Source organism: Escherichia sp. TW14182 (assembly GCF_000208525.1).
Lineage (GTDB): Bacteria > Pseudomonadota > Gammaproteobacteria > Enterobacterales > Enterobacteriaceae > Escherichia > Escherichia ruysiae.
The window spans coordinates 1-26,397 of sequence record NZ_AEJZ01000086.1; the positions used below are offsets into that span (position 1 = coordinate 1).

General features: G+C 49.5%; 30 protein-coding genes. 20 read left to right on the forward strand and 10 right to left on the reverse strand.

Features of this window, described 5'->3' with window-relative positions; all coding sequences use genetic code 11:
- Positions 1-593: 593 nt before the first annotated feature.
- Positions 594-908 (reverse strand): flagellar hook-basal body complex protein FliE, encoded by a 315-nt coding sequence (fliE, locus tag EQY_RS0108800; RefSeq protein ID WP_024165182.1) that lies wholly within the window; start codon positions 906-908, stop codon positions 594-596.
- A gap of 214 nt (positions 909-1,122) precedes the next feature.
- On the opposite strand from fliE, the gene fliF reads away from it, so the two are divergent.
- The 14 genes from fliF (at position 1,123) to rcsA (ending at position 12,486) form a co-directional block, all read left to right on the forward strand.
- Positions 1,123-2,781, forward strand: coding sequence for a flagellar basal-body MS-ring/collar protein FliF (fliF, locus tag EQY_RS0108805; protein WP_001098223.1), 1,659 nt, complete (start codon positions 1,123-1,125; stop codon positions 2,779-2,781).
- A complete protein-coding gene (gene fliG, locus EQY_RS0108810) occupies positions 2,774-3,769 on the forward strand; it encodes a flagellar motor switch protein FliG (RefSeq protein WP_000067966.1) in 996 nt (331 codons plus the stop codon). The genes fliF and fliG overlap by 8 nt, the downstream gene beginning before the upstream one ends.
- On the forward strand, positions 3,762-4,448 hold the full coding sequence (gene fliH / locus EQY_RS0108815; RefSeq protein ID WP_001282719.1) for a flagellar assembly protein FliH: 687 nt from the start codon (positions 3,762-3,764) through the stop codon (positions 4,446-4,448). Before fliG ends, fliH begins: the two co-directional genes overlap by 8 nt.
- Complete coding sequence (gene fliI, locus EQY_RS0108820) at positions 4,448-5,818, forward strand: flagellar protein export ATPase FliI (RefSeq protein WP_000213313.1); 1,371 nt, start codon at positions 4,448-4,450, stop codon at positions 5,816-5,818. Before fliH ends, fliI begins: the two co-directional genes overlap by 1 nt.
- 21 nt (positions 5,819-5,839) lie before the next feature.
- On the forward strand, positions 5,840-6,283 hold the full coding sequence (gene fliJ / locus EQY_RS0108825) for a flagellar export protein FliJ (protein ID WP_000807573.1): 444 nt from the start codon (positions 5,840-5,842) through the stop codon (positions 6,281-6,283).
- Positions 6,280-7,407 (forward strand): flagellar hook-length control protein FliK, encoded by a 1,128-nt coding sequence (locus EQY_RS0108830; RefSeq protein ID WP_000620051.1) that lies wholly within the window; start codon positions 6,280-6,282, stop codon positions 7,405-7,407. The genes fliJ and EQY_RS0108830 overlap by 4 nt, the downstream gene beginning before the upstream one ends.
- Before the next feature lie 104 nt (positions 7,408-7,511).
- Entirely contained in the window at positions 7,512-7,976 is a 465-nt protein-coding gene (gene fliL, locus EQY_RS0108835; RefSeq protein WP_000133127.1) for a flagellar basal body-associated protein FliL, read from the forward strand.
- 4 nt (positions 7,977-7,980) lie between these two features.
- On the forward strand, positions 7,981-8,985 hold the full coding sequence (gene fliM / locus EQY_RS0108840) for a flagellar motor switch protein FliM (RefSeq protein ID WP_024212474.1): 1,005 nt from the start codon (positions 7,981-7,983) through the stop codon (positions 8,983-8,985).
- Complete coding sequence (gene fliN / locus EQY_RS0108845; protein ID WP_001281690.1) at positions 8,982-9,395, forward strand: flagellar motor switch protein FliN; 414 nt, start codon at positions 8,982-8,984, stop codon at positions 9,393-9,395. Before fliM ends, fliN begins: the two co-directional genes overlap by 4 nt.
- Before the next feature lie 2 nt (positions 9,396-9,397).
- The gene (gene fliO / locus EQY_RS0108850; RefSeq protein WP_010346992.1) at positions 9,398-9,763 is read left to right on the forward strand and encodes a flagellar biosynthetic protein FliO; all 366 of its coding nucleotides are present in this window, start codon (positions 9,398-9,400) and stop codon (positions 9,761-9,763) included.
- The gene (gene fliP / locus EQY_RS0108855; RefSeq protein ID WP_001253450.1) at positions 9,763-10,500 is read left to right on the forward strand and encodes a flagellar type III secretion system pore protein FliP; all 738 of its coding nucleotides are present in this window, start codon (positions 9,763-9,765) and stop codon (positions 10,498-10,500) included. The genes fliO and fliP overlap by 1 nt, the downstream gene beginning before the upstream one ends.
- Positions 10,501-10,509: 9 nt before the next feature.
- Complete coding sequence (gene fliQ / locus EQY_RS0108860; RefSeq protein ID WP_000187358.1) at positions 10,510-10,779, forward strand: flagellar biosynthesis protein FliQ; 270 nt, start codon at positions 10,510-10,512, stop codon at positions 10,777-10,779.
- Positions 10,780-10,787: 8 nt separating this feature from the next.
- The gene (gene fliR, locus EQY_RS0108865; protein WP_000942311.1) at positions 10,788-11,573 is read left to right on the forward strand and encodes a flagellar biosynthetic protein FliR; all 786 of its coding nucleotides are present in this window, start codon (positions 10,788-10,790) and stop codon (positions 11,571-11,573) included.
- 289 nt (positions 11,574-11,862) lie between these two features.
- Positions 11,863-12,486 (forward strand): transcriptional regulator RcsA, encoded by a 624-nt coding sequence (gene rcsA / locus EQY_RS0108870; RefSeq protein ID WP_000104005.1) that lies wholly within the window; start codon positions 11,863-11,865, stop codon positions 12,484-12,486.
- Between the two features lie 43 nt (positions 12,487-12,529).
- Here the strand turns inward: rcsA and dsrB are convergent, their stop codons facing one another.
- On the reverse strand, positions 12,530-12,718 hold the full coding sequence (gene dsrB / locus EQY_RS0108875) for a protein DsrB (protein WP_000867217.1): 189 nt from the start codon (positions 12,716-12,718) through the stop codon (positions 12,530-12,532).
- A 162-nt stretch (positions 12,719-12,880) separates the two neighbouring features.
- Here dsrB and yodD point away from each other — a divergent pair, with 162 nt between their 5' ends.
- A complete protein-coding gene (yodD, locus tag EQY_RS0108880) occupies positions 12,881-13,108 on the forward strand; it encodes a peroxide/acid resistance protein YodD (protein WP_010346997.1) in 228 nt (75 codons plus the stop codon).
- 296 nt (positions 13,109-13,404) lie between these two features.
- Positions 13,405-14,220 (forward strand): mannosyl-3-phosphoglycerate phosphatase-related protein, encoded by an 816-nt coding sequence (locus EQY_RS0108885; RefSeq protein WP_000949101.1) that lies wholly within the window; start codon positions 13,405-13,407, stop codon positions 14,218-14,220.
- On the opposite strand, the gene dgcQ is transcribed toward EQY_RS0108885, so the two are convergent.
- From dgcQ to EQY_RS0108900, 3 genes are all read right to left on the reverse strand, one after another.
- Positions 14,217-15,911, reverse strand: a complete 1,695-nt coding sequence (gene dgcQ / locus EQY_RS0108890) for a cellulose biosynthesis regulator diguanylate cyclase DgcQ (protein ID WP_077629652.1) — start codon at positions 15,909-15,911, stop codon at positions 14,217-14,219. The genes EQY_RS0108885 and dgcQ overlap by 4 nt on opposite strands.
- A gap of 182 nt (positions 15,912-16,093) precedes the next feature.
- Positions 16,094-16,276 (reverse strand): YodC family protein, encoded by a 183-nt coding sequence (locus EQY_RS0108895; RefSeq protein ID WP_000011630.1) that lies wholly within the window; start codon positions 16,274-16,276, stop codon positions 16,094-16,096.
- A gap of 78 nt (positions 16,277-16,354) precedes the next feature.
- On the reverse strand, positions 16,355-17,272 hold the full coding sequence (locus EQY_RS0108900; RefSeq protein WP_000922671.1) for a DUF808 domain-containing protein: 918 nt from the start codon (positions 17,270-17,272) through the stop codon (positions 16,355-16,357).
- Between the two features lie 171 nt (positions 17,273-17,443).
- Here EQY_RS0108900 and yedA point away from each other — a divergent pair, with 171 nt between their 5' ends.
- Complete coding sequence (gene yedA, locus EQY_RS0108905) at positions 17,444-18,364, forward strand: drug/metabolite exporter YedA (protein WP_001212252.1); 921 nt, start codon at positions 17,444-17,446, stop codon at positions 18,362-18,364.
- Here the strand turns inward: yedA and vsr are convergent.
- From vsr to drpB, 4 genes are all read right to left on the reverse strand, one after another.
- Positions 18,353-18,823 (reverse strand): VSPR family DNA mismatch endonuclease, encoded by a 471-nt coding sequence (vsr, locus tag EQY_RS0108910; RefSeq protein ID WP_000785993.1) that lies wholly within the window; start codon positions 18,821-18,823, stop codon positions 18,353-18,355. The genes yedA and vsr overlap by 12 nt on opposite strands.
- The gene (gene dcm, locus EQY_RS0108915; protein ID WP_001157280.1) at positions 18,804-20,222 is read right to left on the reverse strand and encodes a DNA-cytosine methyltransferase; all 1,419 of its coding nucleotides are present in this window, start codon (positions 20,220-20,222) and stop codon (positions 18,804-18,806) included. Before dcm ends, vsr begins: the two co-directional genes overlap by 20 nt.
- A gap of 66 nt (positions 20,223-20,288) precedes the next feature.
- Complete coding sequence (locus EQY_RS0108920) at positions 20,289-20,984, reverse strand: phosphohydrolase (protein WP_001053189.1); 696 nt, start codon at positions 20,982-20,984, stop codon at positions 20,289-20,291.
- A 39-nt stretch (positions 20,985-21,023) separates the two neighbouring features.
- The gene (gene drpB / locus EQY_RS0108925; RefSeq protein ID WP_016158467.1) at positions 21,024-21,305 is read right to left on the reverse strand and encodes a cell division protein DrpB; all 282 of its coding nucleotides are present in this window, start codon (positions 21,303-21,305) and stop codon (positions 21,024-21,026) included.
- Between the two features lie 648 nt (positions 21,306-21,953).
- Between drpB and EQY_RS0108935 the strand changes: the two genes are divergently transcribed.
- Positions 21,954-23,012, forward strand: coding sequence for a porin (locus tag EQY_RS0108935; RefSeq protein WP_000824379.1), 1,059 nt, complete (start codon positions 21,954-21,956; stop codon positions 23,010-23,012).
- 86 nt (positions 23,013-23,098) lie between these two features.
- Here the strand turns inward: EQY_RS0108935 and EQY_RS0108940 are convergent, their stop codons facing one another.
- A complete protein-coding gene (locus tag EQY_RS0108940; RefSeq protein ID WP_024212477.1) occupies positions 23,099-23,503 on the reverse strand; it encodes a universal stress protein in 405 nt (134 codons plus the stop codon).
- 571 nt (positions 23,504-24,074) lie between these two features.
- Between EQY_RS0108940 and hchA the strand changes: the two genes are divergently transcribed.
- Both hchA and EQY_RS0108950 read left to right on the forward strand, forming a co-directional pair.
- Positions 24,075-24,926 (forward strand): glyoxalase III HchA, encoded by an 852-nt coding sequence (gene hchA, locus EQY_RS0108945; RefSeq protein WP_000218185.1) that lies wholly within the window; start codon positions 24,075-24,077, stop codon positions 24,924-24,926.
- Positions 24,927-25,224: 298 nt separating this feature from the next.
- Positions 25,225-26,283, forward strand: coding sequence for a glycosyltransferase family 9 protein (locus tag EQY_RS0108950; protein WP_000060696.1), 1,059 nt, complete (start codon positions 25,225-25,227; stop codon positions 26,281-26,283).
- Positions 26,284-26,397 lie beyond the last annotated feature (114 nt).

The window sequence follows — 26,397 nt, forward strand, 5'->3', positions numbered from 1 at the left end:
CTGTCTTGTTTTCTGGGGATTCCTCAGGGGCTATCCCCGTCATTACTTTCCTGTACTTGAAAATGACTGTCAGTAACAAACAGGAGCTGGCTGTGACACGGTTTCCCCCCATATCACACCTGCTGGCGCGAGCGACAAATCCGCGCCCTGTTTACGCGTTAAATACTTGCTGCTTTAACCGTCTGAATAGCGTGGGGGTATATCGGTAAGTGTTACCTGAAAATACGATTAATTTTATGGTTTAAACCTTTTTTAGTTATTAGTAAGATACATGCGCTTCCAAAAAAGCTGGGAAATTCAACAACTCTTGGAAAATTTTTGGCCTTGTCCCGCGGCTCCAATCCGACAGCCGCGTTTCTTTTCACTATCTAATCCATCGCTAACTTACGAACTTTGCCTTCACGCATTCAAACGCGGAATACAAAAGATCGGCAGCACGGGAAAAGAGAGTCTGGATTGTATCCAGTGCAAAGCGTTGTGGATGGCAGAAAACAATCAGGAGCAGGTATCAGAAATTGGGTGCGTTTGCCCCATCCATGCCCCACGCTGTGGGATCGGATGTCATTAAACAAGCACAGTCAACAAGTTAAAACCTACACCTGCATGGACATCACTTCCTGGTACGCTGCCACCAGCTTATTACGCACCTGAATCCCCATTTGCATCGAAACCGACGCTTTTTGCATATCGGCCATCACATCGTTTAGCGCCACGCCGGGTTCGCCGAGGGTGAATTTTTCTGCCTGCGTGCGCGCGGCGGTTTGCGTATCGCTTATGCGATCGAGCGCGGCATGAAGCTGTCCGGCAAAACTGATTGTGGGTTGCGACAGTGGCTGCTGGACACGCGCACTCATTGCCGTGGCCTGTAACTGGCTGATAACCCCTTCGATCCCTTGTATGGCTGACATACTCATCTCCCAAATAGTTTCTGGTAGCAGAGCCTATCAGCAAGTCAATAAGATAAAGGCGTTAAATAACGATAAAAAAACGGGTTAATTGGCGCATAGAAAAAAATAAAACCACAAATAATGAGGCCGTTAATTTTTCGAGTGTGCTGACCCGGGAGTGCGTCTTGTTCCACTTTGCCAATACCGCCGTCTATCATCTGCCGCGAGGTGCGCGATGAATACGACCGCAGCCCAGACAAAATCTCTTGAGTGGCTCAATCGCCTGCGCGCGAATCCGAGAATTCCCCTGATTGTTGCTGGTTCCGCTGCGGTGGCAGTGATAGTCGCGTTAATTCTGTGGGCAAAAGCCCCTGATTACCGCACGTTATTCAGCAATCTTTCCGATCAGGATGGTGGCGCAATCGTCAGCCAACTGACGCAAATGAATATTCCTTACCGCTTCAGCGAAGCCAGCGGCGCGATTGAAGTTCCGGCCGATAAAGTTCACGAGCTGCGTCTGCGTCTGGCGCAGCAAGGCTTACCTAAAGGCGGTGCAGTTGGATTTGAACTGCTCGATCAGGAAAAATTTGGCATCAGCCAGTTCAGTGAACAGGTGAATTATCAGCGGGCGCTGGAAGGCGAGCTTTCCCGTACCATCGAAACTATTGGCCCGGTAAAAGGGGCGCGCGTGCATCTGGCGATGCCAAAACCCTCTTTATTTGTTCGTGAACAAAAATCTCCTTCGGCATCAGTGACGGTAAATTTGTTGCCAGGCCGCGCGCTGGATGAAGGGCAAATTAGCGCCATTGTACATCTGGTTTCCAGCGCGGTTGCCGGTCTACCACCAGGAAATGTCACGCTGGTGGATCAGGGCGGACATCTGTTAACCCAATCCAACACCAGCGGGCGTGACCTTAATGACGTCCAGTTGAAATATGCCAGCGATGTCGAAGGACGCATTCAGCGGCGTATTGAAGCGATCCTGTCGCCTATTGTCGGCAACGGCAATATTCACGCCCAGGTAACGGCACAACTGGACTTCGCCAGTAAAGAGCAAACAGAAGAACAGTATCGCCCTAACGGCAACGAATCACAGGCGGCGCTCCGCTCACGCCAGCTTAATGAGAGCGAGCAAAGCGGTTCCGGTTATCCGGGCGGCGTACCGGGTGCGTTGTCGAATCAGCCAGCGCCTGCGAATAACGCACCAATCAGTACGCCTCCGGCAAATCAAAATAATCGCCAGCAGCAGGCGAGCACCACCAGCAATAGTGGACCGCGTAGCACGCAGCGTAATGAAACCAGTAACTACGAAGTCGATCGCACCATTCGTCATACCAAGATGAACGTGGGCGATGTGCAACGCTTATCCGTTGCGGTAGTGGTGAATTACAAAACGTTGCCAGATGGCAAACCGTTGCCTCTCAGCACCGAACAGATGAAGCAGATTGAAGATCTGACCCGCGAAGCGATGGGCTTTTCGGAAAAACGCGGCGACTCGCTCAATGTCGTCAACTCGCCATTCAATAGCACTGACGAAAGCGGTGGAGAACTACCATTCTGGCAACAGCAGGCATTTATCGATCAGTTGCTGGCTGCCGGGCGCTGGTTGCTGGTGCTGCTGGTGGCGTGGCTGCTGTGGCGTAAAGCGGTACGCCCACAGCTAACACGTCGCGCCGAGACGATGAAAGCTGTACAGCAACAGGCACAGAGCCGCGCGGAAGAGGAAGATGCGGTAGAAGTCCGCCTGAGCAAAGACGAACAACTACAGCAACGCCGCACTAACCAACGTCTGGGAGCTGAAGTAATGAGCCAGCGTATCCGTGACATGTCTGATAACGATCCGCGCGTGGTGGCGCTGGTCATTCGCCAGTGGATAAACAACGATCATGAGTAACCTGACAGGCACCGAAAAGAGCGTCATCCTGCTAATGACCATTGGCGAAGACCGGGCGGCTGAGGTATTCAAACACCTCTCCCAGCGCGAAGTGCAAACCCTGAGTGCGGCGATGGCAAACGTCACGCAGATCTCCAATAAGCAGTTAACGGATGTGCTGGCGGAGTTTGAGCAAGAAGCTGAACAGTTTGCGGCGCTGAATATCAACGCCAACGATTACCTACGTTCGGTGCTGGTCAAGGCCCTCGGCGAAGAGCGCGCCGCCAGCCTGCTGGAAGATATCCTCGAAACCCGCGATACCGCCAGTGGTATTGAGACACTCAACTTTATGGAACCGCAGAGCGCCGCCGATCTGATCCGCGATGAGCATCCGCAGATTATCGCCACCATTCTGGTGCATCTGAAGCGCGCCCAGGCCGCTGATATTCTGGCGTTGTTCGATGAACGTCTGCGCCACGACGTGATGTTGCGTATTGCGACCTTTGGCGGCGTACAGCCTGCCGCGCTGGCGGAACTGACCGAAGTACTCAATGGCCTTCTCGACGGTCAGAATCTCAAACGCAGCAAAATGGGCGGCGTGAGAACGGCAGCAGAGATTATCAACCTGATGAAAACCCAGCAGGAAGAAGCGGTTATTACCGCCGTGCGTGAATTTGACGGTGAGCTGGCGCAGAAGATCATCGACGAGATGTTCCTGTTCGAAAATCTGGTGGATGTCGATGATCGCAGCATCCAGCGCCTGTTGCAGGAAGTGGATTCAGAATCGCTGCTGATCGCCCTGAAAGGTGCCGAGCAGCCACTGCGCGAGAAATTCCTGCGCAATATGTCGCAGCGTGCCGCCGATATACTGCGCGACGATCTCGCCAATCGTGGTCCGGTGCGTCTGTCGCAGGTCGAGAACGAACAGAAAGCGATTCTGCTGATTGTGCGCCGCCTTGCCGAAACTGGCGAGATGGTAATTGGCAGCGGCGAGGATACCTATGTCTGATAATCTGCCGTGGAAAACCTGGACACCGGACGATCTTGCGCCGCCGCAGACGGTGTTTGTACCCATGGTCGAGCCAGAAGAGAGCATTCCTGAAGAGGCCGAACCCAACCTTGAGCAACAACTGGCGCAACTGCAAATGCAGGCCCATGAGCAAGGTTATCAGGCGGGAATTACCGAAGGTCGCCAGCAAGGCCACGAACAAGGCTATCAGGAAGGAATCGCTCAGGGGCTGGAACAAGGACTGGCGCAAGCAAAATCCCAGCAAGCGCCGATTCATGCCCGGATGCAGCAACTGGTCAGCGAATTTCAAACCACGCTTGATGCGCTTGATAGTGTGATTGCTTCGCGCCTGATGCAGATGGCGCTGGAGGCGGCGCGTCAGGTGATCGGTCAGACGCCAACGGTGGATAATGCGGCGTTGATTAAGCAGATCCAGCAGTTGTTACAGCAAGAACCGTTATTTAGAGGCAAACCGCAGCTGCGCGTACACCCGGACGATCTGCAGCGCATCGATGAAATGCTCGGCGCAACCTTAGGTTTGCATGGCTGGCGCTTGCGGGGCGATCCGACACTCCATCCCGGCGGCTGCAAAGTCTCCGCCGATGAAGGCGATCTCGACGCCAGTGTCGCCACTCGCTGGCAAGAACTCTGCCGTCTGGCAGCGCCGGGAGTAGTGTAATGACCACGCGCCTGACACGCTGGCTAACCACACTGGACAACTTTGAAGCCAAAATGGCGCAGTTGCCTGCGGTGCGTCGCTACGGGCGATTAACCCGCGCCACCGGGCTGGTGCTGGAAGCTACCGGATTGCAATTGCCGCTCGGCGCAACCTGTGTGATTGAACGCCAGAACGGCACTGAAACTCACGAAGTAGAAAGCGAAGTGGTTGGCTTTAATGGTCAACGACTGTTTTTAATGCCACTGGAGGAAGTGGAAGGTGTCCTGCCCGGCGCACGCGTTTATGCCAAAAATATCTCCGGCGATGGCCTGCAAAGCGGCAAACAGTTGCCGCTCGGTTCGGCGTTATTAGGTCGCGTTCTGGACGGCAGCGGTAAACCGCTCGATGGCCTCCCCTCCCCCGATACGACTGAAACCGGTGCGCTGATTACCCCGCCGTTTAACCCGTTACAGCGCACACCGATTGAACATGTGCTGGACACGGGCGTGCGTCCTATCAATGCCCTGCTTACCGTCGGGCGCGGGCAGCGTATGGGGCTGTTTGCCGGTTCCGGCGTCGGTAAAAGTGTGCTGCTGGGAATGATGGCACGTTACACCCGCGCCGATGTGATTGTCGTGGGTTTGATTGGCGAGCGTGGGCGCGAAGTAAAAGATTTTATTGAGAATATCCTCGGTGCTGAAGGACGTGCACGCTCAGTGGTGATTGCCGCACCGGCAGATGTTTCCCCACTTCTGCGAATGCAGGGTGCCGCCTATGCCACGCGCATTGCCGAGGATTTTCGCGATCGTGGTCAGCATGTGTTGCTGATTATGGACTCCCTCACCCGCTACGCGATGGCTCAGCGTGAGATTGCGCTGGCGATTGGCGAACCGCCAGCCACCAAAGGTTATCCACCGTCGGTGTTCGCCAAATTACCGGCGCTGGTCGAGCGTGCCGGAAACGGCATCAGCGGCGGCGGCTCGATTACCGCGTTTTATACCGTGCTCACCGAAGGCGATGACCAGCAGGATCCGATTGCTGACTCCGCGCGGGCAATCCTCGACGGTCACATTGTGCTGTCTCGCCGACTGGCGGAAGCCGGGCACTATCCAGCTATCGATATTGAAGCGTCGATCAGCCGTGCAATGACGGCGTTAATCAGCGAGCAACATTATGCGCGAGTGCGCACATTCAAACAGTTGTTGTCGAGCTTTCAGCGTAATCGCGATCTGGTCAGTGTCGGCGCTTACGCCAAAGGCAGCGATCCAATGCTCGATAAAGCCATCGCCCTATGGCCGCAGTTGGAGGGCTATTTGCAACAAGGTATTTTTGAACGCGCGGACTGGGAAGACTCTCTTCAGGGGCTGGAACGTATTTTTCCGACAGTGTGACTACGCAGGAGATAACAGCAGATGGCAGAACATGGCGCACTGGCGACCCTGAAAGATCTGGCAGAAAAAGAGGTGGATAACGCCGCACGTCTGTTGGGTGAAATGCGTCGCGGATGTCAGCAGGCAGAAGAACAACTCAAAATGCTGATCGATTATCAGAATGAATATCGAAACAACCTGAATAGCGATATGAGTGCCGGGATGACCAGCAACCGCTGGATCAACTATCAGCAGTTTATTCAGACGCTGGAAAAAGCCATTACCCAGCATCACCAGCAACTCACGCAGTGGACACAAAAAGTTGATGTTGCCCTGAATAACTGGCGGGAGAAAAAACAACGTTTGCAGGCCTGGCAGACACTACAGGAACGGCAATCCACGGCGGCGCTACTGGCAGAAAACCGCCTCGATCAGAAAAAGATGGATGAGTTCGCCCAGCGCGCCGCCATGAGGAAACCAGAATGATTCGCTTAGCGCCCTTGATTACCGCTGACGTTGACACCTCCGCATTGCCCGGCGGCAAAGCCAGTGATGTCGCTCAAGATTTTCTCGCATTGTTGAGCGGGGCATTAGCAGACGATATAACAACCGACAAAGCTGCGATCCAATTGCTGGTGGCAACAAATAAACCTGCCACAAAAGGCGAACCGCTGGTGAGTGATATTCTTTCCGATGCGCAACAAGCGGATTTACTGCTCCCTGTGGATGATACACCGCCAGTCGTTAATGACGAACACGCCACATCAACACCGTTAACCGCCGCTCAGGCGATGACGCTGGCAGCGGTGTCAGACAAAAACGCAGTAAAAGACGAAAAAGCGGATGATCTTAATGAAGACGTCACCGCAAGCCTGAGCGCCCTTTTCGCGATGTTACCGGGTTTTGACAATACACCCAAAGTGACTAATACGCCGTCAACCGTGTTACCGACAGAGAAGCCAACGCTCTTCACAAAACTGACTTCTGCGCAACTCACCACAGCACAGACTGACGACGCCCCTGGCGCTCCAACTCAGCCATTAACACCGCTGATTGCTGAAGCCCAGAGTAAAGCGGAAGTCATCAGCACGCCATCGCCGGTGACCGCTGCCGCCAGTCCGCTAATCACTTCGCACCAGACGCAGCCACTGCCCACCGTCGCAGCGCCTGTTTTGAGTGCACCGCTGGGTTCTCACGAATGGCAACAATCATTAAGCCAGCATATTTCGCTGTTTACCCGCCAGGGACAACAAAATGCCGAGCTGCGTTTGCATCCGCAGGATTTAGGCGAGGTGCAAATCTCCCTTAAGGTGGATGACAACCAGGCGCAAATCCAGATGGTTTCGCCGCATCAGCACGTTCGCGCGGCACTGGAGGCGGCTCTGCCAGCACTGCGCACACAACTGGCAGAAAGCGGTATTCAGTTAGGACAGAGCAATATCAGCGGCGAGAGTTTTAACGGTCAGCAGCAGGCCGCGTCCCAGCAACAGCAAAGTCCGCGCACAACAAGCCATGAACACCTGGCTGTCGAAAATGACGATGCACTGCCGGTTCCCGCCTCTTTACAAGGGCGTGCAACAGGTAATAGCGGCGTAGATATTTTCGCCTAACGTCAGAGGTGGCACCGTAATCCACGTCTTTTCCACGCTTTGCCGCGCTTAAGACACAGGATAATTAGCCGATAAGCAGTAGCGACACAGGAAGACCGCAACACATGACTGATTACGCGATAAGCAAGAAAAGCAAGCGATCGCTTTGGCTCCCGATCCTGGTATTCATTACTCTCGCGGCCTGCGCCAGCGCGGGTTACAGCTACTGGCATTCGCGTCAGGCTGCTACTGACGACAAAGCACAGCAACACGTCGTACTCTCACCTGTCTTCTATGCACTGGACACTTTTACGGTCAATCTGGGCGAAGCGGATCGCGTGCTTTATATCGGCATAACACTGCGACTGAAAGATGAAGCCACCCGTTCGCGCCTGAGCGAGTATTTACCGGAAGTCCGCAGTCGCTTGCTGTTACTGTTTTCGCGCCAGGATGCCGCCGTGCTGGCAACTGAAGAAGGCAAGCAAAAGCTGATTGCCGCAATTAAAGCCACACTCTCCACCCCGCTCGTTGCCGGGCAACCGAAACAGGATGTCACCGACGTGCTGTATACCGCTTTTATTCTGCGATAACGACATGGGCGATAGTATTCTTTCTCAAGCTGAAATTGATGCGCTGTTGAATGGTGACAGCGAAGTCAAAGACGAACCGACAGCCAGTGTTAGCGGCGAAAGTGACATTCGTCCGTACGATCCGAATACCCAACGACGGGTTGTGCGCGAACGTTTGCAGGCGCTGGAAATCATTAATGAGCGCTTTGCCCGCCATTTTCGTATGGGGCTGTTCAACCTGCTGCGTCGTAGCCCGGATATAACCGTCGGGGCCATCCGCATTCAGCCGTACCATGAATTTGCCCGCAACCTGCCGGTGCCGACCAACCTGAACCTTATCCATCTGAAACCGCTGCGCGGCACCGGGCTGGTGGTGTTCTCGCCAAGTCTGGTGTTTATCGCCGTGGATAACCTGTTTGGCGGAGATGGTCGCTTCCCGACCAAAGTAGAAGGTCGCGAGTTTACGCATACCGAACAGCGCGTCATTAATCGCATGTTGAAGCTGGCACTTGAAGGCTATAGCGACGCCTGGAAGGCGATTAATCCGCTGGAAGTAGAGTACGTGCGTTCCGAAATGCAGGTGAAATTTACCAATATCACCACCTCGCCGAACGACATTGTGGTTAACACGCCTTTTCATGTCGAAATTGGCAACCTGACCGGCGAATTTAATATCTGCCTGCCATTCAGCATGATCGAGCCGCTACGGGAATTGTTGGTTAACCCACCGCTGGAAAACTCGCGTAATGAAGATCAGAACTGGCGCGATAACCTGGTGCGTCAGGTGCAGCACTCACAGCTGGAACTGGTCGCCAACTTTGCCGATATATCGCTGCGCCTGTCGCAGATTTTGAAACTGAAACCCGGCGATGTCCTGCCGATAGAAAAACCCGATCGCATCATCGCCCATGTTGACGGCGTTCCGGTACTGACCAGCCAGTACGGCACCATCAACGGTCAATATGCGTTACGGATAGAACATTTGATTAACCCGATTTTGAATTCTCTGAACGAGGAACAGCCCAAATGAGTGACTTGAATAATCCGGCCGATGACAACAACGGCGCAATGGACGATCTGTGGGCTGAAGCGTTGAGCGAACAAAAATCAACAAGCGGCAAAAGCGCGACTGAAGCCGTGTTCCAGCAGCTTGGCGGCGGCGACGTCAGTGGAACATTGCAGGATATCGACCTGATTATGGATATTCCGGTTAAGCTGACCGTCGAGCTGGGTCGCACACGTATGACCATCAAAGAGCTGTTGCGTCTGACGCAAGGGTCAGTCGTGGCGCTGGACGGTCTGGCGGGCGAACCGCTGGATATTCTGATCAACGGCTATTTAATCGCCCAGGGCGAAGTGGTGGTCGTTGCCGATAAATACGGCGTGCGGATCACCGATATCATTACCCCGTCTGAGCGAATGCGCCGCCTGAGCCGTTAGTGATGAATAACCACGCCACTGTGCAATCTTCTGCGCCAGTTTCCACCGCGCCGCTCCTTCAGGTGAGTGGCGCACTGATTGCCATTATTGTCCTGATCCTCGCTGCTGCCTGGCTGGTAAAACGGCTGGGATTTGCCCCTAAACGCACTGGCATTAACGGTCTGAAAATTAGTGCCAGCGCCTCGCTGGGCGCGCGTGAACGGGTCGTGGTGGTCGATGTGGACGATGCGCGGCTGGTGCTCGGCGTTACCGCAGGGCAAATCAATTTGCTGCATAAACTTCCCCCTTCAGCACCCACAGAAGAGATACCACAGGCCGATTTTCAGTCGGTCATGAAAAACTTGCTCAAGCGTAGCGGGAGATCCTGATGCGTCGTTTGTTGTCTGTCGCGCCGGTTCTTCTCTGGCTGGTTACGCCCCTCGCGTTCGCGCAACTGCCTGGTATCACCAGCCAGCCGCTACCTGGCGGTGGACAAAGCTGGTCGCTCCCGGTGCAGACGCTGGTGTTCATCACCTCATTGACGTTTATTCCGGCGATTTTACTGATGATGACCAGCTTCACCCGCATCATCATTGTTTTTGGTTTATTACGTAACGCGCTGGGAACGCCCTCCGCGCCGCCCAACCAGGTATTGCTGGGGCTGGCGCTGTTTTTGACCTTTTTTATTATGTCTCCGGTGATCGACAAAATTTATGTCGATGCATACCAGCCATTCAGCGAAGAGAAAATCTCCATGCAGGAGGCGCTGGAAAAAGGGGCGCAGCCGCTGCGTGAATTTATGCTGCGTCAGACCCGCGAGGCGGATTTAGGGTTGTTTGCCAGACTGGCGAATACTGGCCCGTTGCAGGGACCGGAGGCTGTGCCGATGCGCATTTTGCTCCCGGCCTACGTGACCAGCGAGTTAAAAACCGCATTCCAGATAGGCTTCACGATTTTCATTCCTTTTTTGATTATCGATCTGGTGATTGCCAGCGTTTTGATGGCGTTGGGGATGATGATGGTTCCACCCGCCACCATTGCTCTGCCCTTTAAACTGATGCTGTTTGTGCTGGTGGATGGCTGGCAATTGCTTGTCGGTTCGCTGGCGCAGAGCTTTTACAGCTAGAGAGGCAAAATGACACCCGAATCGGTCATGATGATGGGGACAGAAGCGATGAAAGTCGCGCTGGCGCTGGCTGCCCCGCTGCTGCTGGTGGCGCTGGTCACTGGCCTTATCATCAGCATTTTGCAGGCTGCCACGCAGATTAACGAAATGACGCTGTCGTTTATTCCGAAAATTATCGCCGTATTTATCGCCATTATTATTGCCGGACCGTGGATGCTCAACCTGTTGCTGGATTACGTCCGCACCTTGTTCACTAACCTGCCGTATATCATCGGGTAACCCGTACTATGTTGCAGGTGACAAGCGATCAATGGCTTTCCTGGTTAAGCCTGTATTTCTGGCCATTACTGCGCGTGCTGGCGCTCATTTCTACCGCGCCCATTTTGAGCGAACGCAGCGTGCCGAAACGGGTGAAACTGGGTCTCGCAATGATGATCACGTTCGCCATAGCTCCGGCATTACCTGCCAACGATGTTTCCATTTTTTCGTTTAATGCCCTGTGGCTGGCAATGCAGCAGATCCTGATTGGCATTGCGCTTGGCTTTACCATGCAATTTGCCTTTGCCGCTGTACGAACCGCAGGCGAAATTATCGGTCTGCAAATGGGGCTGTCATTTGCGACGTTTGTGGATCCTGGTAGCCATCTCAATATGCCCGTCTTAGCGCGCATCATGGATATGCTGGCGTTACTGCTGTTCCTGACATTTAACGGTCATTTATGGTTGATTTCGCTGCTGGTCGATACCTTTCACACCCTGCCGATTGGTGGCGAACCGCTTAACAGCAATGCTTTTCTGGCACTCACCAAAGCGGGAAGTTTGATTTTTCTCAACGGATTTATGCTGGCATTACCGCTTATTACCCTGCTGCTGACGCTGAATCTGGCGCTGGGATTGCTTAATCGTATGGCTCCGCAATTATCAATTTTCGTTATCGGTTTTCCATTAACGCTGACGGTCGGCATTTCATTAATGGCAGCATTAATGCCGTTAATTGCTCCATTTTGCGAACATTTATTTAGTGAAATTTTTAATTTACTGGCGGACATTATTAGCGAATTTCCAGCAATATGATTCCGTAATGTTTATCGTGTTATCCTAAGGATTATCTGAAAAATAAAATCAGACAACATCTTCCAGGATACTCCTGTGGCGAAATATTTGTTTTAAGCTCACTCACATATCGCAACATTTACTTTACTTTAAGACAATTCCAGGCAAATTATACAACACTTTACGGGATAGTAAGTCCGCCTGAAAAATCGCGAGAGTGGCGCATTAGGTGACCCATGTTGTTCCGTTTAGTCATGATGAAATATTCAGGTAAGGGGAATTATCGTTACGCATTGAGTGAGGGTATGCCATGTCAACGATTATTATGGATTTATGTAGTTACACCCGACTAGGTTTAACCGGGTATCTGTTGAGTAGAGGGGTTAAAAAAAGAGAAATCAACGACATCGAAACCGTTGATGACCTTGCCATTGCTTGTGATTCACAGCGCCCTTCAGTGGTGTTTATTAATGAGGACTGTTTTATCCACGATACTTCTAACAGTCAACGCATCAAGCACATCATTAATCAACATCCCAATACGTTATTTATCGTTTTTATGGCGATTGCCAACGTTCATTTTGATGAATATCTGTTGGTCAGAAAAAATTTATTGATCAGTTCCAAATCGATTAAACCGGAATCTCTCGATGATATCCTTGGCGATATTCTGAAAAAAGAGACAACGATGGCCACTGTTTTAAATATGCCGACATTATCATTGAGTCGAACCGAATCGAGTATGTTGCGAATGTGGATGGCAGGTCAGGGAACCATTCAAATCTCCGACCAAATGAATATCAAAGCCAAGACCGTTTCATCGCATAAAGGCAATATTAAACGTAAGATCAAAACGCATAATAAACAGGTTATCTATCATGTCGTCCGACTGACGGATAATGTGACTAATGGTATTTTTGTCAACATGCGCTAAAACATTCTGACTGGTGGTTTCCCACCAGTCAGACTGAATAAAATTACTCTGCTTTCTCCACAAAGATACCGTCCTGATGCCCTGCCTCATTAAAGAACCAGATGCCGAGCGGGTAGTCTTCCAGCGAAACCAGGTACATTGTGCCTTCACTAAACTCCTCAACTGCCAGTACCACGCCAGGACGACGCGGACCGCCATCCGTTTTGACTGTTACCCGATCATTCACCTTCATCGTTTTCCTCCTGTGGCTTTGTGCCAGTGTAGAACAATTTCGTTTTTCTGGCAGCGCCGGGCGCACGCGAGTGCTGATTTTCTCGACGGTCTATACTTAAGAGATGCCAGGCTGACATAACGGTCGGCAGCAACAAATGAGTAACGGTTGCGAGGAAAGATGATGAAGACCGCAAAAGAGTACAGCGATACCGCAAAACGAGAGGTCAGCGTCGATGTCGATGCCCTGCTGGCGGCGATCAATGAAATTAGCGAAAGCGAAGTTCATCGCAGCCAGAGCGATTCTGAGCACGTCAGCGTTGATGGGCGTGAATATCATACATGGCGTGAATTAGCGGATGCCTTTGAGCTGGACATCCATGACTTTAGCGTCTCGGAAGTGAACCGCTAAATGCAACATAAAAAAATCCCGACCCTTGTGGGGGTCGGGATCAAACTTGCTTAAGCAAGAAGCACTTAAAAAATTCGTTACACCAGGAAATCTGATGTGTTCATCACCTTATCTGCAATTTTTTTCGCTGACAAGGAAATATTCTTTGCGCGAATGATTAATGTCATTAATGAATGGAACTGTGACTTCCGTCACCCCTTACGAGCTCTGCTACGAGCGGGATCGCTCCCGAAAAATGATCAAATACAAATCGTGCTATTTTGAGAAACATCCAGGTAAAGGGAGTATGCGCTACCATGCTTTCAATTCAACAACCACTGCTGATTTTCACCGATCTCGATGGCACCCTGTTAGATAGTCATAGTTATGACTGGCAGCCTGCCGCTCCCTGGTTAAACCGTTTACGGGAAGCAGGTGTGCCTGTGATTCTCTGTAGCAGTAAAACGTCAGCGGAAATGCTGTACCTGCAAAAAAACGTGGGGCTACAAGGGTTGCCGATGATTGCCGAAAACGGCGCGGTGATCCAACTGGATCATCAATGGCAAGATATCGACGGTTTTCCCCGGATCATCTCGGGCATTGCCCATAGTGAAATCAGTCTGGTGTTGAATACGCTGCGCGAGAAAGAACATTTCAAATTCACCACCTTTGATGATGTCGATGATACAACCATTGCGGAATGGACGGGATTAAGCCGCAGCCAGGCGGCGCTGACGCAGTTGCATGAAGCCTCAGTCACGCTCATCTGGCGCGACAGTGACGAGCGGATGGCGCAATTTACCGCCCGCCTGAACGAGCTGGGGTTACAGTTTGTACAAGGCGCTCGCTTCTGGCATGTACTGGATGCCTCTGCCGGAAAAGATCAGGCAGCTAACTGGATCATCGCAATATATCAACAATCAGGGGGAGAACGTCCGACGACGATCGGCTTAGGCGATGGTCCAAATGATGCCCCCTTACTGGAGGTGATGGATTACGCAGTCATTGTGAAAGGGCTAAACCGGGAAGGTGTTCATCTGCAAAATGAGGAGCCTGCCAGGGTCTGGCGAACGCAGCGAGAAGGACCGGAAGGCTGGCGCGAAGGACTGGATCACTTTTTCACCGCTCGTTAAGCGTTATCGCTCGCAAAGACCCGATTACGCCCTGCCTGTTTAGCGAGATAAAGCCGACGATCGGCAAGCGACTGTAATTGTTCAAAATCATAATCGCCGGTTTCCTCGCTGCTGCTCACCCCCAACGAAGCACTAATGCGGATGGTTTTGCTTTTGGCAATCAACATCTCTTTTTCATTCAGCTTCAGACGAATGCGTTCGGCAACTTCTTTTGCCTGCTCCAGGTTAGCGCCAGGCAGAATCACACAAAACTCCTCGCCGCCAACTCGTCCGGCAACATCCTGGGCTCGCAATGAACGGCTAATTAATCCAGCGGCATGTGACAACACACGATCGCCTGCCTGGTGACCAAAGCGGTCATTAATCGCTTTAAAATGGTCAAGGTCGACCTGAATGACAGAAAAAGGATGTTTATGTGTCTGGCACAATTTAGCAAGCGGACGCGCTTTTTCGAACAGTGCACCACGGTTATACATGCGGGTTAAGGTGTCGTGCCACGCTTGCCATTGCAGCGAACTTTGCAGGACAAACATATTGCTTACCATCTGGCGAATCACATACCAGGAGATAAGTAGCATGGTGGTGAAGAGCGCCCACAGCAGGGTTAATGCAATACTTATGCTGCCAAAATCACCACGTACACCTTCACTAAGCGTATGGATACGCACTAATACGCCATCGAAATGATCCAGCCGTTCCCAGCTAACATAGCGGCTGTTCATCCGAATACCACCGCGCGTATCGTGTTCAATGTCCTGCGCAAGTGATGCCAGTTCACGAGGATCAAAGAGATCTTCGCCAGGATGGTCCGGGTTAGATGAGGTCAATAATTTCAGTTTGCTGTCATAGAGTTGATATTCGCCATCGAGATTTTTATCGATAGCATTTTGTAAAAATTGCTGCATTGAACGCACGGGAATACTCATCCCCAATACGCCATACCAGTAATTATTATTATCGACCGGCACGCTTACAGTGACCTGTGGTTCAGTAGCATTGTTATGCTCATGCTGAGAGGTAAACCAACGCACCGCACGTTGACGGTTTTCTCGTTGTGAATGACCGATAAACCAGGGTTGGGTGACAAATTCGTAGTAACGCCCAGGCACATTACGCATAAATAGCGTCGGCTGCGTCGAAACGTAAAATCCGGCGCGCGAGACATACATCGCTTGTTCAACCATTGATGAGGAGTTGTGCGCCAGGCGCAGTAAGTAACCAACTTCCAGCGCGGCGGTAATTTCATTATCCAGGGATTCATTTTCGCGGGAAAGCAGACTCCCCTCACTGACTAACGCATCCGAGACACCGTTTACTGGCAAGGTGCGCCGTCTGTTGAGTTCTATCTGCCAGGCATGTTCATCGCGACGTTGTTCGAACTCGGTAACGGCATTGCGCAGAGAAGTGAAATCGAGCGGCGCAACGAGGGCTTCACGCATCCCGTTACGTAAAAACAATAATTTATCAACGTTATATTGCAGTTGTTTATCAAGCGCGTTGGCAACATTTTCCAGATGGTTACGCTGGCTTGAAATATAGGCATCTTCCAGAACCACCACTTCACGCCATGTAAGTAACGTTGAGAAGATCAACACCACAATAAAGCAGAGATTAACGACATGACCAGGCCCCAGGCGGCGCGCGAGTTTTTTCAGCCAGCTCTGGTTTTCCATTTCTGTCTCGTGCTGCACCCTGACGACTCCCAACCTGCTTTCTTATGATTCTGGCATAACCTGGCGATAACGTACCGCCAAACAGCAATAATTTTATAATGTTGCCATGATAAGACGCATCAGGCATTCGATGCAGACATTGGCACAACAGCCGGATGCGGCATGAATGCCTTATCCGGCTTGGTGTTAATTATACGCTTTCAGGCTTCTTCCGGCGAACGACGCCTCTCCCCCGGAACAAGCTCAGTTTCATGAAAGGCTTCCTGTTTGACACCGTAACCGTCATACCACCGACACTCAACCATGCCGCTGGAATACCCAGTAACAATCATCTTCGGGCCGCCCTCTTTGACCGTCACTTCCTCACTAACCACAAAGCTCATACTCGCCTCCTTTTTTCGAGTGAAACTTGTTCACCTTAGTCGAGAATGGCGAATTTTGCATAATAGCCAATGAGAATATTAATGTGCCTGACCGCGCAATTTCGCTATCGTTTTCACTCCCAACACGACGATACCACCGATGATAAAACCAAGAATCAGATTTAAAACAGTCGGTAATATCATTGCGACCAGCGCACTCTGCTGCCCGGCGAAATGTTCAATCGCATGATGCAGCGGCGCGATGCCATGTATCACAATACCGCCGCCGACCAGGAACATCGCCAACGTACCGACTATCGATAACGCTTTCATCAGCCAGGGGGCAATAATCAACAACCCCTTGCCTGTCGCTTGCATAACCGTACTGGATTTTTCCACCAGCCAGTAACCCAAATCATCAATCTTAACGATGATACCCACCAGACCATAAACACCCACGGTCACGACCAGTGCGATCCCTGAAAGTACCAGCACCTGATTAAGCAACGGCGCTTCCGCCACAATCCCCAGCGTGATGGCAACGATTTCCGCAGACAAAATAAAATCGGTTCGAATCGCCCCTTTTATTTTGTCCTTTTCAAACTTCAGTGGATCTTGCGCCGCCAGTGCCTCCAGACGCTGCTGACTTTGCGCCGGATCATCTTTGTGCTTACGCGCCTCCAGCATATGCAGCACCTTCTCTACCCCTTCAAAGCAGAGAAATGCGCCACCAATCATCAACAGTGGCGTAATCGCCCACGGGATAAAAGCACTGATGATCAGCGCCAGCGGCACCAGAATCACTTTGTTGATAAGCGATCCCTTCGCCACGCCCCAGACCACGGGCAACTCCCGATTGGCACGCACACCTGAAACTTGCTGCGCATTGAGCGACAAGTCATCCCCTAATACACCAGCGGTTTTCTTCGCCGCCAGCTTGCCCATCACGGAGATATCGTCCAGCAAAGTGGCGATATCATCGAGCAATGTCAGTAAACTACTCCCGGCCAAAAGCATTCCCTCTCATTTTTATCGTTGACGCGCTAAGTATGAAGCAAAATCGGCCCGGCTGATACTTGCTTCACAGGTCAACATTTTTTTAACAATCAAACACAATTATATCTCTCGCCAGCGAAATGATTTTCACGTTTACTATGAACCGCCTTTTTATTTCCATCGTGAGGGATTATGCGTTTCCGCCAGTTGTTACCGCTTTTTGGCGCGCTGTTTGCGTTGTATATCATTTGGGGTTCAACCTATTTTGTCATTCGGATTGGGGTTGAAAGCTGGCCACCGTTAATGATGGCAGGCGTGCGGTTTCTGGCTGCCGGTATTTTATTAATGGCCTTTTTACTGCTGCGTGGGCACAAATTGCCGCCACTGCGTCCCCTGCTTAATGCCGCGTTGATTGGTTTATTACTGCTTGCTGTCGGTAACGGTATGGTAACGGTGGCTGAACATCAAAATGTTCCTTCCGGCATTGCCGCCGTGGTGGTGGCAACAGTACCTCTCTTTACTCTCTGTTTCAGTCGCCTGTTTGGCATTAAAACGCGCAAGCTGGAATGGGTGGGTATCGCCATTGGGCTTGCCGGAATCATCATGCTCAATAGCGGCGGTAATTTAAGCGGCAATCCGTGGGGCGCGATTCTGATTTTGATCGGTTCTGTGAGTTGGGCGTTTGGTTCGGTTTATGGCTCGCGCATTACCCTACCAGTAGGAATGATGGCGGGCGCCATTGAGATGCTGGCGGCAGGCGTGGTGTTAATGATCGCGTCGATGATTGCGGGTGAAAAACTGACGGCACTCCCTTCCCTTTCGGGCTTCCTTGCGGTCGGCTATCTGGCGCTGTTTGGTTCGATCATCGCCATCAATGCTTATATGTATTTAATCCGCAATGTCAGCCCGGCTCTCGCCACCAGCTATGCATACGTTAACCCCGTAGTCGCGGTCTTGCTGGGTACGGGGCTGGGCGGCGAAACGTTGTCGAAGATTGAATGGCTGGCGCTGGGCGTGATTGTCTTCGCAGTGGTGCTGGTCACGTTGGGAAAATATCTCTTCCCGGCAAAACCGATTGTCGCGCCAGTCATTCAGGATGGATCACGCGAGTAAATGAATCCCCAGAGTGTCGATCTGCGCGCTGGCGCCCTCGCCGCAGATCCACTCTTCCAGACGCTCGGCAAGCGCCGCATCGGTCAATTTCTCCCGTCCGCGTAACGCACACTCCCAGACAATCAATACACGCCAACCTGATTCCTGTAAGCGGCTAATGTCCCGCTTGTCACGCGTTACATTTTTGCCAATCTTCTCCAGCCAGAACTCAGTGCGTGTAGCAGGCACTTTAAACAGATAACAGTGATGATGATGCCAGAAACAGCCATGTGTAAATATTACACAGCGATACTCATCGAGGACAAAATCCGGGCGTCCGGGCAGGCTGGCATCCTGAACACGAAACGCCAGCCCCTGCCCGGTTAATAAGCTGGCGAGACGTTTCTCGATTGCCGTATCGCGCGTGGCAATCGCGCGCATATTTTTGCTACGCGTGGCCTTATCGTGAACGTCGGCCATGTTGTACCTCTTGCTGACGCAACGCCACCGCCTGTTTGATTTTTGGCTCAAGCAATTTTGCCACTGCAGCAAATACCGGTACTACCACCGAGTTGCCGAACTGGCGATAGGCCTGAGTGTCAGAAACCGGAATACGAAATTTTGCTTCATGGGGTGCTTCAAAGCCCATCAAGCGTGCGCATTCTCGAGGCGTTAACCGACGTGGACGATGTTGCTGATTCTGCGGATCGTCAAAGTCTTTCTCACCTGTCGCCATATCCCAGCCGCGATCGATTAAAATTTCCGCACCATCTTTGTAATAACGGGCAGAAAGCGTACGCGTAACACTCTGCGGGTTGTCCGGATAAACCATTCCGTAACCAAAGCCGTTACCGCGCGCCTGATGTTTTTTCGCATAGCGATAGAGGTACTTCCACAGCACCGGCGTCAGGATATATTTTGCTTCGACAACCGGGTCCAGTAACTGCGCCAGCGTAATACGTTGTGCCGGATAGCAGTCACTAATATCCCGCAAGGTGAAATCTGTTTTCAAATTCAGATCGCGACGAAAGCCCACCAGCACGATGCGCTCTCGGTGCTGCGGCAGAAAATGTTTGCCGTCGATGATTTTCGGATCGTCCGGGCCATTATCTTCGGCATCGGCCACGTCATAGCCCAGTTCATCCAGCGTCTGCATGATGATACGGAATGTTTTGCCCTGGTCGTGGCTTTTCAGGTTTTTGACGTTTTCGAGAACAAAAATCGCCGGACGACGGGCATTGATGATACGCACTACATCAAAGAACAGCGTGCCCTGGGTATCGCAAGCGAAACCGTGCGCACGACCAAGTGAGTTCTTTTTCGATACGCCAGCCAGTGAAAACGGCTGGCAAGGAAAACCGGCCAATAAAACATCATGTTCAGGAATGTGCTGACGAATATGTTCTGCCGCCACTTCATCGCTCACACCCTCTTTATGGCTCAGAGTGATGTCGCGGATATCTTCATTAAAGTGATGCGTCGCCGGGTCGCAATAATGGTTAGCTTTGTAGGTGCGCACCGCATGTTTATTCCACTCGCTGGTAAATACACACTGACCGCCAATCGATTCAAAACCGCGACGGATGCCTCCAATACCGGCAAAGAGATCGATAAAGCGAAACGTATAATGCGGATGATGTGCTGGCGGTTTGGGTAACAACGTTTGCAAATGGGCGAACTCTTTTTCGCTTAAGCGGTGCCACACCGAGTCGTTAGCCAGCGCACGTTTTAAAATCGCCGGACTCCAGTGGTTTTCTCCCACGCTATTAAGTTGCGCTACCAGCGTTTTTACATCATAAATTTGCAGCAGTTTCTCCAGCATTGCCTGTGCGGCATTCCCGGTGCTGTATGAATCGGTTACTGATATATTTTCCTGCATAGATTTAACCGGCCATCTGAGATGGCCGACAGGTTAACATAATTACTTCTGTTTAGGGCTACGCGGTCAGTCAACCGGCGAAAACGCATCAATCACCGTATGATCCACACCTTCATTCTCGCCCGCCAGTTCGGCACTGAGCTTAGCCATAAACTCCACCAGAAAACGGGCGTTATGTTGTGCCAGCAGTTTACCTTTTGCCGTTTGCATAGTTTGCGGTAGTTTCAGCAACTTCGTCTGGAAATGATCCAGCGCGTAGCGTTTATCATCGAGTGGGCGACGTTGCGCGAACGGATCTTCACCGTCAAATAGCGCCATCCCCAATGAACCTGAAACAGCAAACACGCGCGCCAGACCTATCGCACCTAATGCTTCCAGCCTGTCTGCATCCTGCACGATTTTGGCTTCCACCGTTAAAGGCGTAATTTGCGCACTGAAACTGTGTGCCGCGATGGCATGGCAAATGGCGTCTATTTTCTCTGACGGAAAATCAGCAAATTCCGCACTTAAAATGCGACGCGTTTCTTCTGCCGCCAGTAAAGAGGAACGCTGCCGTTGCGGATGATTTTTCGCCAGACTCACGACATCATGAAAATAACAGGCGGTTAAAATGACCAGCATATCGACGTCTTCATCTGCCGCCAGTTTCTGCGCTGTCGCCCAGACGCGACGAAAATGACACAGGTCATGAGCCGCGTCCTGGTGTGTATGATGGTTTTTCAACCAACGTTCAAATTGTGCCTGCCAGTGTTGTAAGTTCATACGCGCTCCGCTGCCCAAGGGGCGCAACCTTAGCAGTTTTTACTCATAGCGTCTGCTTCGCGCAGGCCGTGGTCGGGTGTACCAGGCAATACCACCTAACAATGCCCCGACCATAGCCATAAATAAAAATCCCACTAACGCACCTAACCACTTTCCCGCAGTTGAACCTAAATCACTTTCAAATCCTGACACGGGGGCATCGGGGATCCGACTCATTACCCAGATGTAACGCGCCATCACCCAGACAAAATAGCCACACCATGTATAGAAAGCCCACAAAGCCAGTTTGCCGCCAGGGCTGCGAGAGAGTCTTTCTTCCATTGTTGTCGAACCATGCTCCATTTTGAGATAACCCGGAAAATTAAGACCTGATCCTATTATGTGATGAAAGTCACATTTTTCCACATCGGTTGAGCCAGTCAAGTCTCATTCATTTTTTGAACAAATAGATGATTTTTGTTCAATGGCAATAATTACTGGAAAAACAGCTATTAAAAATTTTATTTAACTTTGATCGTAGTTTTATTAATTCACTAATTCAATATATCAGCGAGGAATACAATTATACCTTTTTTGTTTTCTGTGTCATGATAACTCCGTTATTAGCCTTTTATCGTCTTGTTTATATTTTTGAGCCGGCATGATGCCGGCTTTTTTTATGTCGTTTTATAATGTGCGCAAGATCACACACGATTTTTAGCGAAACAATCATTGACGCAATCCATTCTTATCCAAAACCAATAAATATTTGATATAAAACCATAAATACCATGAATATTTGTGGTTTTAACTCATAATCGTGAATTATATTAAATAGATTAGAAACATTTTGAAATCTTTTAAATACACTTGTTACATGTATTTCTTAAAATAAAATGAACTTCATAGAATAGTATCCAAATGTGCTTTTTTTGGATAACGGCACTTATTTTTATATTCATGAAGATTATAATCACAAGGGAATACATAATGAAAAGAAAAGTTCTGGCAATGCTGGTCCCGGCGTTATTAGTTGCTGGCGCAGCAAATGCGGCTGAAATTTATAATAAAAATGGCAATAAAGTTGATTTCTACGGCAAGATGGTTGGTGAACGCATTCTGACCGACCGTGAAAATGGTGAAAAAGACGACAACTCTCAAGATACCTCTTATGCTCGTTTCGGCGTGAAAGGTGAAACTCAGATCAACTCTGAACTGACTGGCTATGGTCAGTTTGAAGTAGACCTGGAAGCATCAAACAGACAAAATCCTGACCAAACACGTCTGGCTTATGCTGGTTTGAACTACAAAGATTTTGGTTCATTCGACTATGGACGTAACCTCGGCGTTGCTTACGATGCTGAAGCATTTACTGATATGTTCGTTGAGTGGGGCGGTGATTCATGGGCAGGAACAGACTTGTTTATGACTAACCGTACCAACGGTGTCGCAACTTATCGTAACACTGACTTTTTCGGCATGGTTGATGGTCTGAACTTTGCTCTGCAATATCAGGGTAAAAATGAAGGTTCCGGCAACTACGAAGCTAATGGCGATGGTCATGGTTTATCTGTTACTTATAGCATTGACGGTTTTGCATTTGCGGGAGCTTATGCAAACTCTGATCGTACTGATTACCAGTCTGGTGATGGTAAAGGCGAAAGAGCTGAAGTTTGGGCACTGTCAACAAAATATGACGCCAACAACGTCTATGCTGCTGTGATGTACGGTGAATCTCACAACATGAATTCCGACGACGGTGATGTTGTGAACAAAACACAAAACTTCGAAGCTGTTCTGCAATATCAGTTCGACTTCGGTCTGCGTCCATCCATCGGTTACTCCTATTCTAAAGCACTGGACGTAGCAGGTTACAAAGATTCTGATCGTCTGAACTATATTGAAATCGGTACCTGGTATTACTTCAATAAGAACATGAACGTATATACCGCTTATCAGATCAACCTGCTTGATAAGAGTGATTATGTTCTCGCTCATGGACTGAACACCGACGACCAACTCGCATTTGGTATCGTCTACCAGTTCTAATCAGCCAACGCGCCTCGGCGTGTTACTGTAAAACCTAATACCCGCCTGAGTTCGTCCCTCATCGAACTCAGGCTTTTTTATCGTCATTAAATCAGCAACAGCGGCACGCTAAACTGCCGTAGCATATCGACAAAACCCAATTCCTGAGTAGCTCCCAGCACAATAACATCTTCCAGTTGCTGTTCAGCCAGTTCCTTCACCCCTTCCGGAAGAGTCCCAAGATAAACATAGGTATGGATAAACCCTTCAGGCAAAACCAACTGTTCTGCCAGTGTAGCTAAACGGCGCAAAGCCTGATCACGTAGCACATATTCCAAACGATGCATGTCAGAAACATATCCCCGCTCCAGTATCCTTACATACTCCGGTATAAAGCCAAGCAAATGAACATGCCCTGATGAAACGTTGGCGAAAAATTGCGCATGACAAAACGCTTGCTCTCTATCATCCCGGGAAAAGACATTCACCGGAATAACAATATTTCGGTACATAGAAAATCCCTGAAAACATCTGAATATAAAAAGAATTTACGTTATAATTAATTTATCTGTTAAATTTTATACTTACGCCATAAATACAGCATCATTGGGCACATTAAATCAGCTGCGCCTTGGTCACTCCTGGCAGAGCAACTCCAGGCAGCTCCTGTAATTAGCACATCTGATGCCATGTAATTAATCATATCTGCCATCAGTTAAACCTTAATCTGGATCATCATTTTTTCGCGATTCACGGCCTTACAGGGCAGTTTAATCATTATTTTTTTGCTAAAAATCTCATTTACGAATTTTGCACTCCCCCTCTGTAACGAGGATATGCAATCTCATCTTTTCTGAAAAATGGACTACAATATATTGCTACGCTTTGAGTTTTTATTGCAAATAAGGTGGAATCAGTGAGATCACTATTCGATAATAGCTGTGTATTTACCCAACCATATTTAACATACTCTCCTACCGCTTTCGGTATATTGACTCATTTTACTCTCCTGGTTAAATATAGCACCCAGCTCAGTCGCGAATATAGTGACTAACCTACCTAAGTTACAATAAGGAATACACTATGACTGTTCAAACAAGTAAGAATCCGCAGATCGATATTGCTGAAGATAATGCGTTCTTCCCTTCAGAATTTTCGCTTAGTCAGTATACCAGCCCGGTATCTGATCTTGATGGAGTGGACTATCCAAAACCGTATAGCGGCAAGCACAAAATTCTGGTGATCGCCGCTGACGAACGTTATCTGCCGACCGATAACGGTAAACTGTTCTCAACGGGCAACCATCCGATTGAAACGTTGCTGCCGCTGTATCACCTGTATGCAGCAGGTTTCGAGTTCGAAGTTGCGACCATCTCCGGCCTGATGACGAAGTTTGAATACTGGGCTATGCCGCACAAAGATGAAAAAGTGATGCCATTCTTTGAGCAACACAAATCTTTGTTCCGCAATCCGAAGAAATTAGCGGATATTGTCGCCAACTTAAACGCAGACAGCGAGTACGCAGCAATTTTTGTTCCCGGTGGTCATGGCGCTCTCATTGGCTTACCGGAAAGCAAAGAAGTTGCAACCGCTCTACAATGGGCAGTTGAAAATGACCGTTTTGTTATCTCTCTCTGCCATGGTCCGGCTGCGTTTCTGGCACTTCGTCATGGTGATAACCCGCTGAACGGTTATTCCATTTGTGCGTTCCCTGACGCCGCAGACAAACAAACGCCAGATATTGGCTATATGCCTGGCCATCTGACCTGGTACTTTGGTGAAGAACTGAAGAAAATGGGAATGAATATCATCAATGATGATATTACCGGCCGGGTACATAAGGATCGTAAACTTCTCACCGGCGACAGTCCTTTTGCAGCGAATGCGCTGGGTAAACTCGCAGCACAGGAAATGCTGGCTGCATACCAGGGTTAATCGGACATCACTTACGGTATAATAAAAAAGTGGGGGTATTTCCCCCACTTAGATGATCACTCTGATTGCTGACGTTTTATCTCTTCTCTTACCTTCACTTTGCATCGACTTCAGATTGAAATGTACATTGAAGCTATGCAATACAAGTATTTTTGCGATACAAACATAATGTAATTGAATAATTAAAAATTAATAATAGAAATAAATTATGTATTATCTCGCTATTTAGCGATTTTAGAAAACGACTATCTCTGATAAACTCCATCACGTTTTAACCAGTAGGGAAGCGAGGTTGGAAATGTCGTTAGTGTCAATTTTTAGACGCATTGCATTCAGCTATTATGATTATTCATGTGCAAATATCAATATTGCAAATACTGAATTTGTGGTCATTCACATCCCCGACCAAATTGGTGATGCAATGGCCATTTACCCCATAATTAGATCGCTGGAATCACATAAAATAAAACATTTATTAATTGTCGCATCCACAATTAATAAATCTGTTTTTGATTCGCTTTGTCTTAAAGAGACTAAATTAACATTAGTCAGTATGACAATGCAGGATCATGCCAGCTTTAGAGAAATAAAAAGTCTGGCGCAAAGTATAAGAGATCAATACGGTACACCGGATCTCTGCATTGAAGCTATGCGCAAGAAAAACCTGAAGACAATGCTGTTCATAAGTTATTTAAAAGCCAAAACCAATTTACAAGTGGTGGGTTTAACAATGAAATGTTATTCCTCCTTATGTAAATCGGCGTCGAAAATGGACCAGTCTCTTCGGGCGCCAGTACCAATGACATGGGCATTCATGATGCGAGAGGCTGGTTTCCCGCCTGTCCGCCCCTTATTTGAACTGCCGATCAACAAAGAGGTAATAAACGAGGTACGTTATGAACTTACCTCATTGGGCGCATATATTGCTCTTAATCTTGATGGTAGTGTTCAGGAGCGAACTTTTTCAGGCTCAATAGCTCAAAAACTAATAGCTATAATTAAAAATGAAATAAATATGCCAATTGTCATTGTTCATGGCCCGAATGGTACTGAAAAAGCAATAGAACTAACGCAGTGTTTTGACAATGTCTATCATTTATCATTGTCACCTTCAATACCACGTTCTGCCGCCGTCATAAAAGATGCTTTTCTCGCAATAACACCTGATACTTCTGTTTTACATATGACAAGTTCTTATAATGTTCCTGTCATCGCAGTATATGCCGATTATAAAACACGCTGGCCTGCTATGGCAGATATTTCAGAGACGATTGTGGTAGGGGAAAATATTGATCACATCAATCTGGATGAGTTCAGAAATACGATAAAAAGAATTATCGCAAAAATTCAGCCCTGATGTAGTTATCAGATTTAAGGGAAGTTAGATACGGGCCCGGTTATGGCTAACATCGAAAAGCAAAAAGCCTGCTCGAAAGCAGGCTTTTCAAAATTTGGCTCCTCTGACTGGACT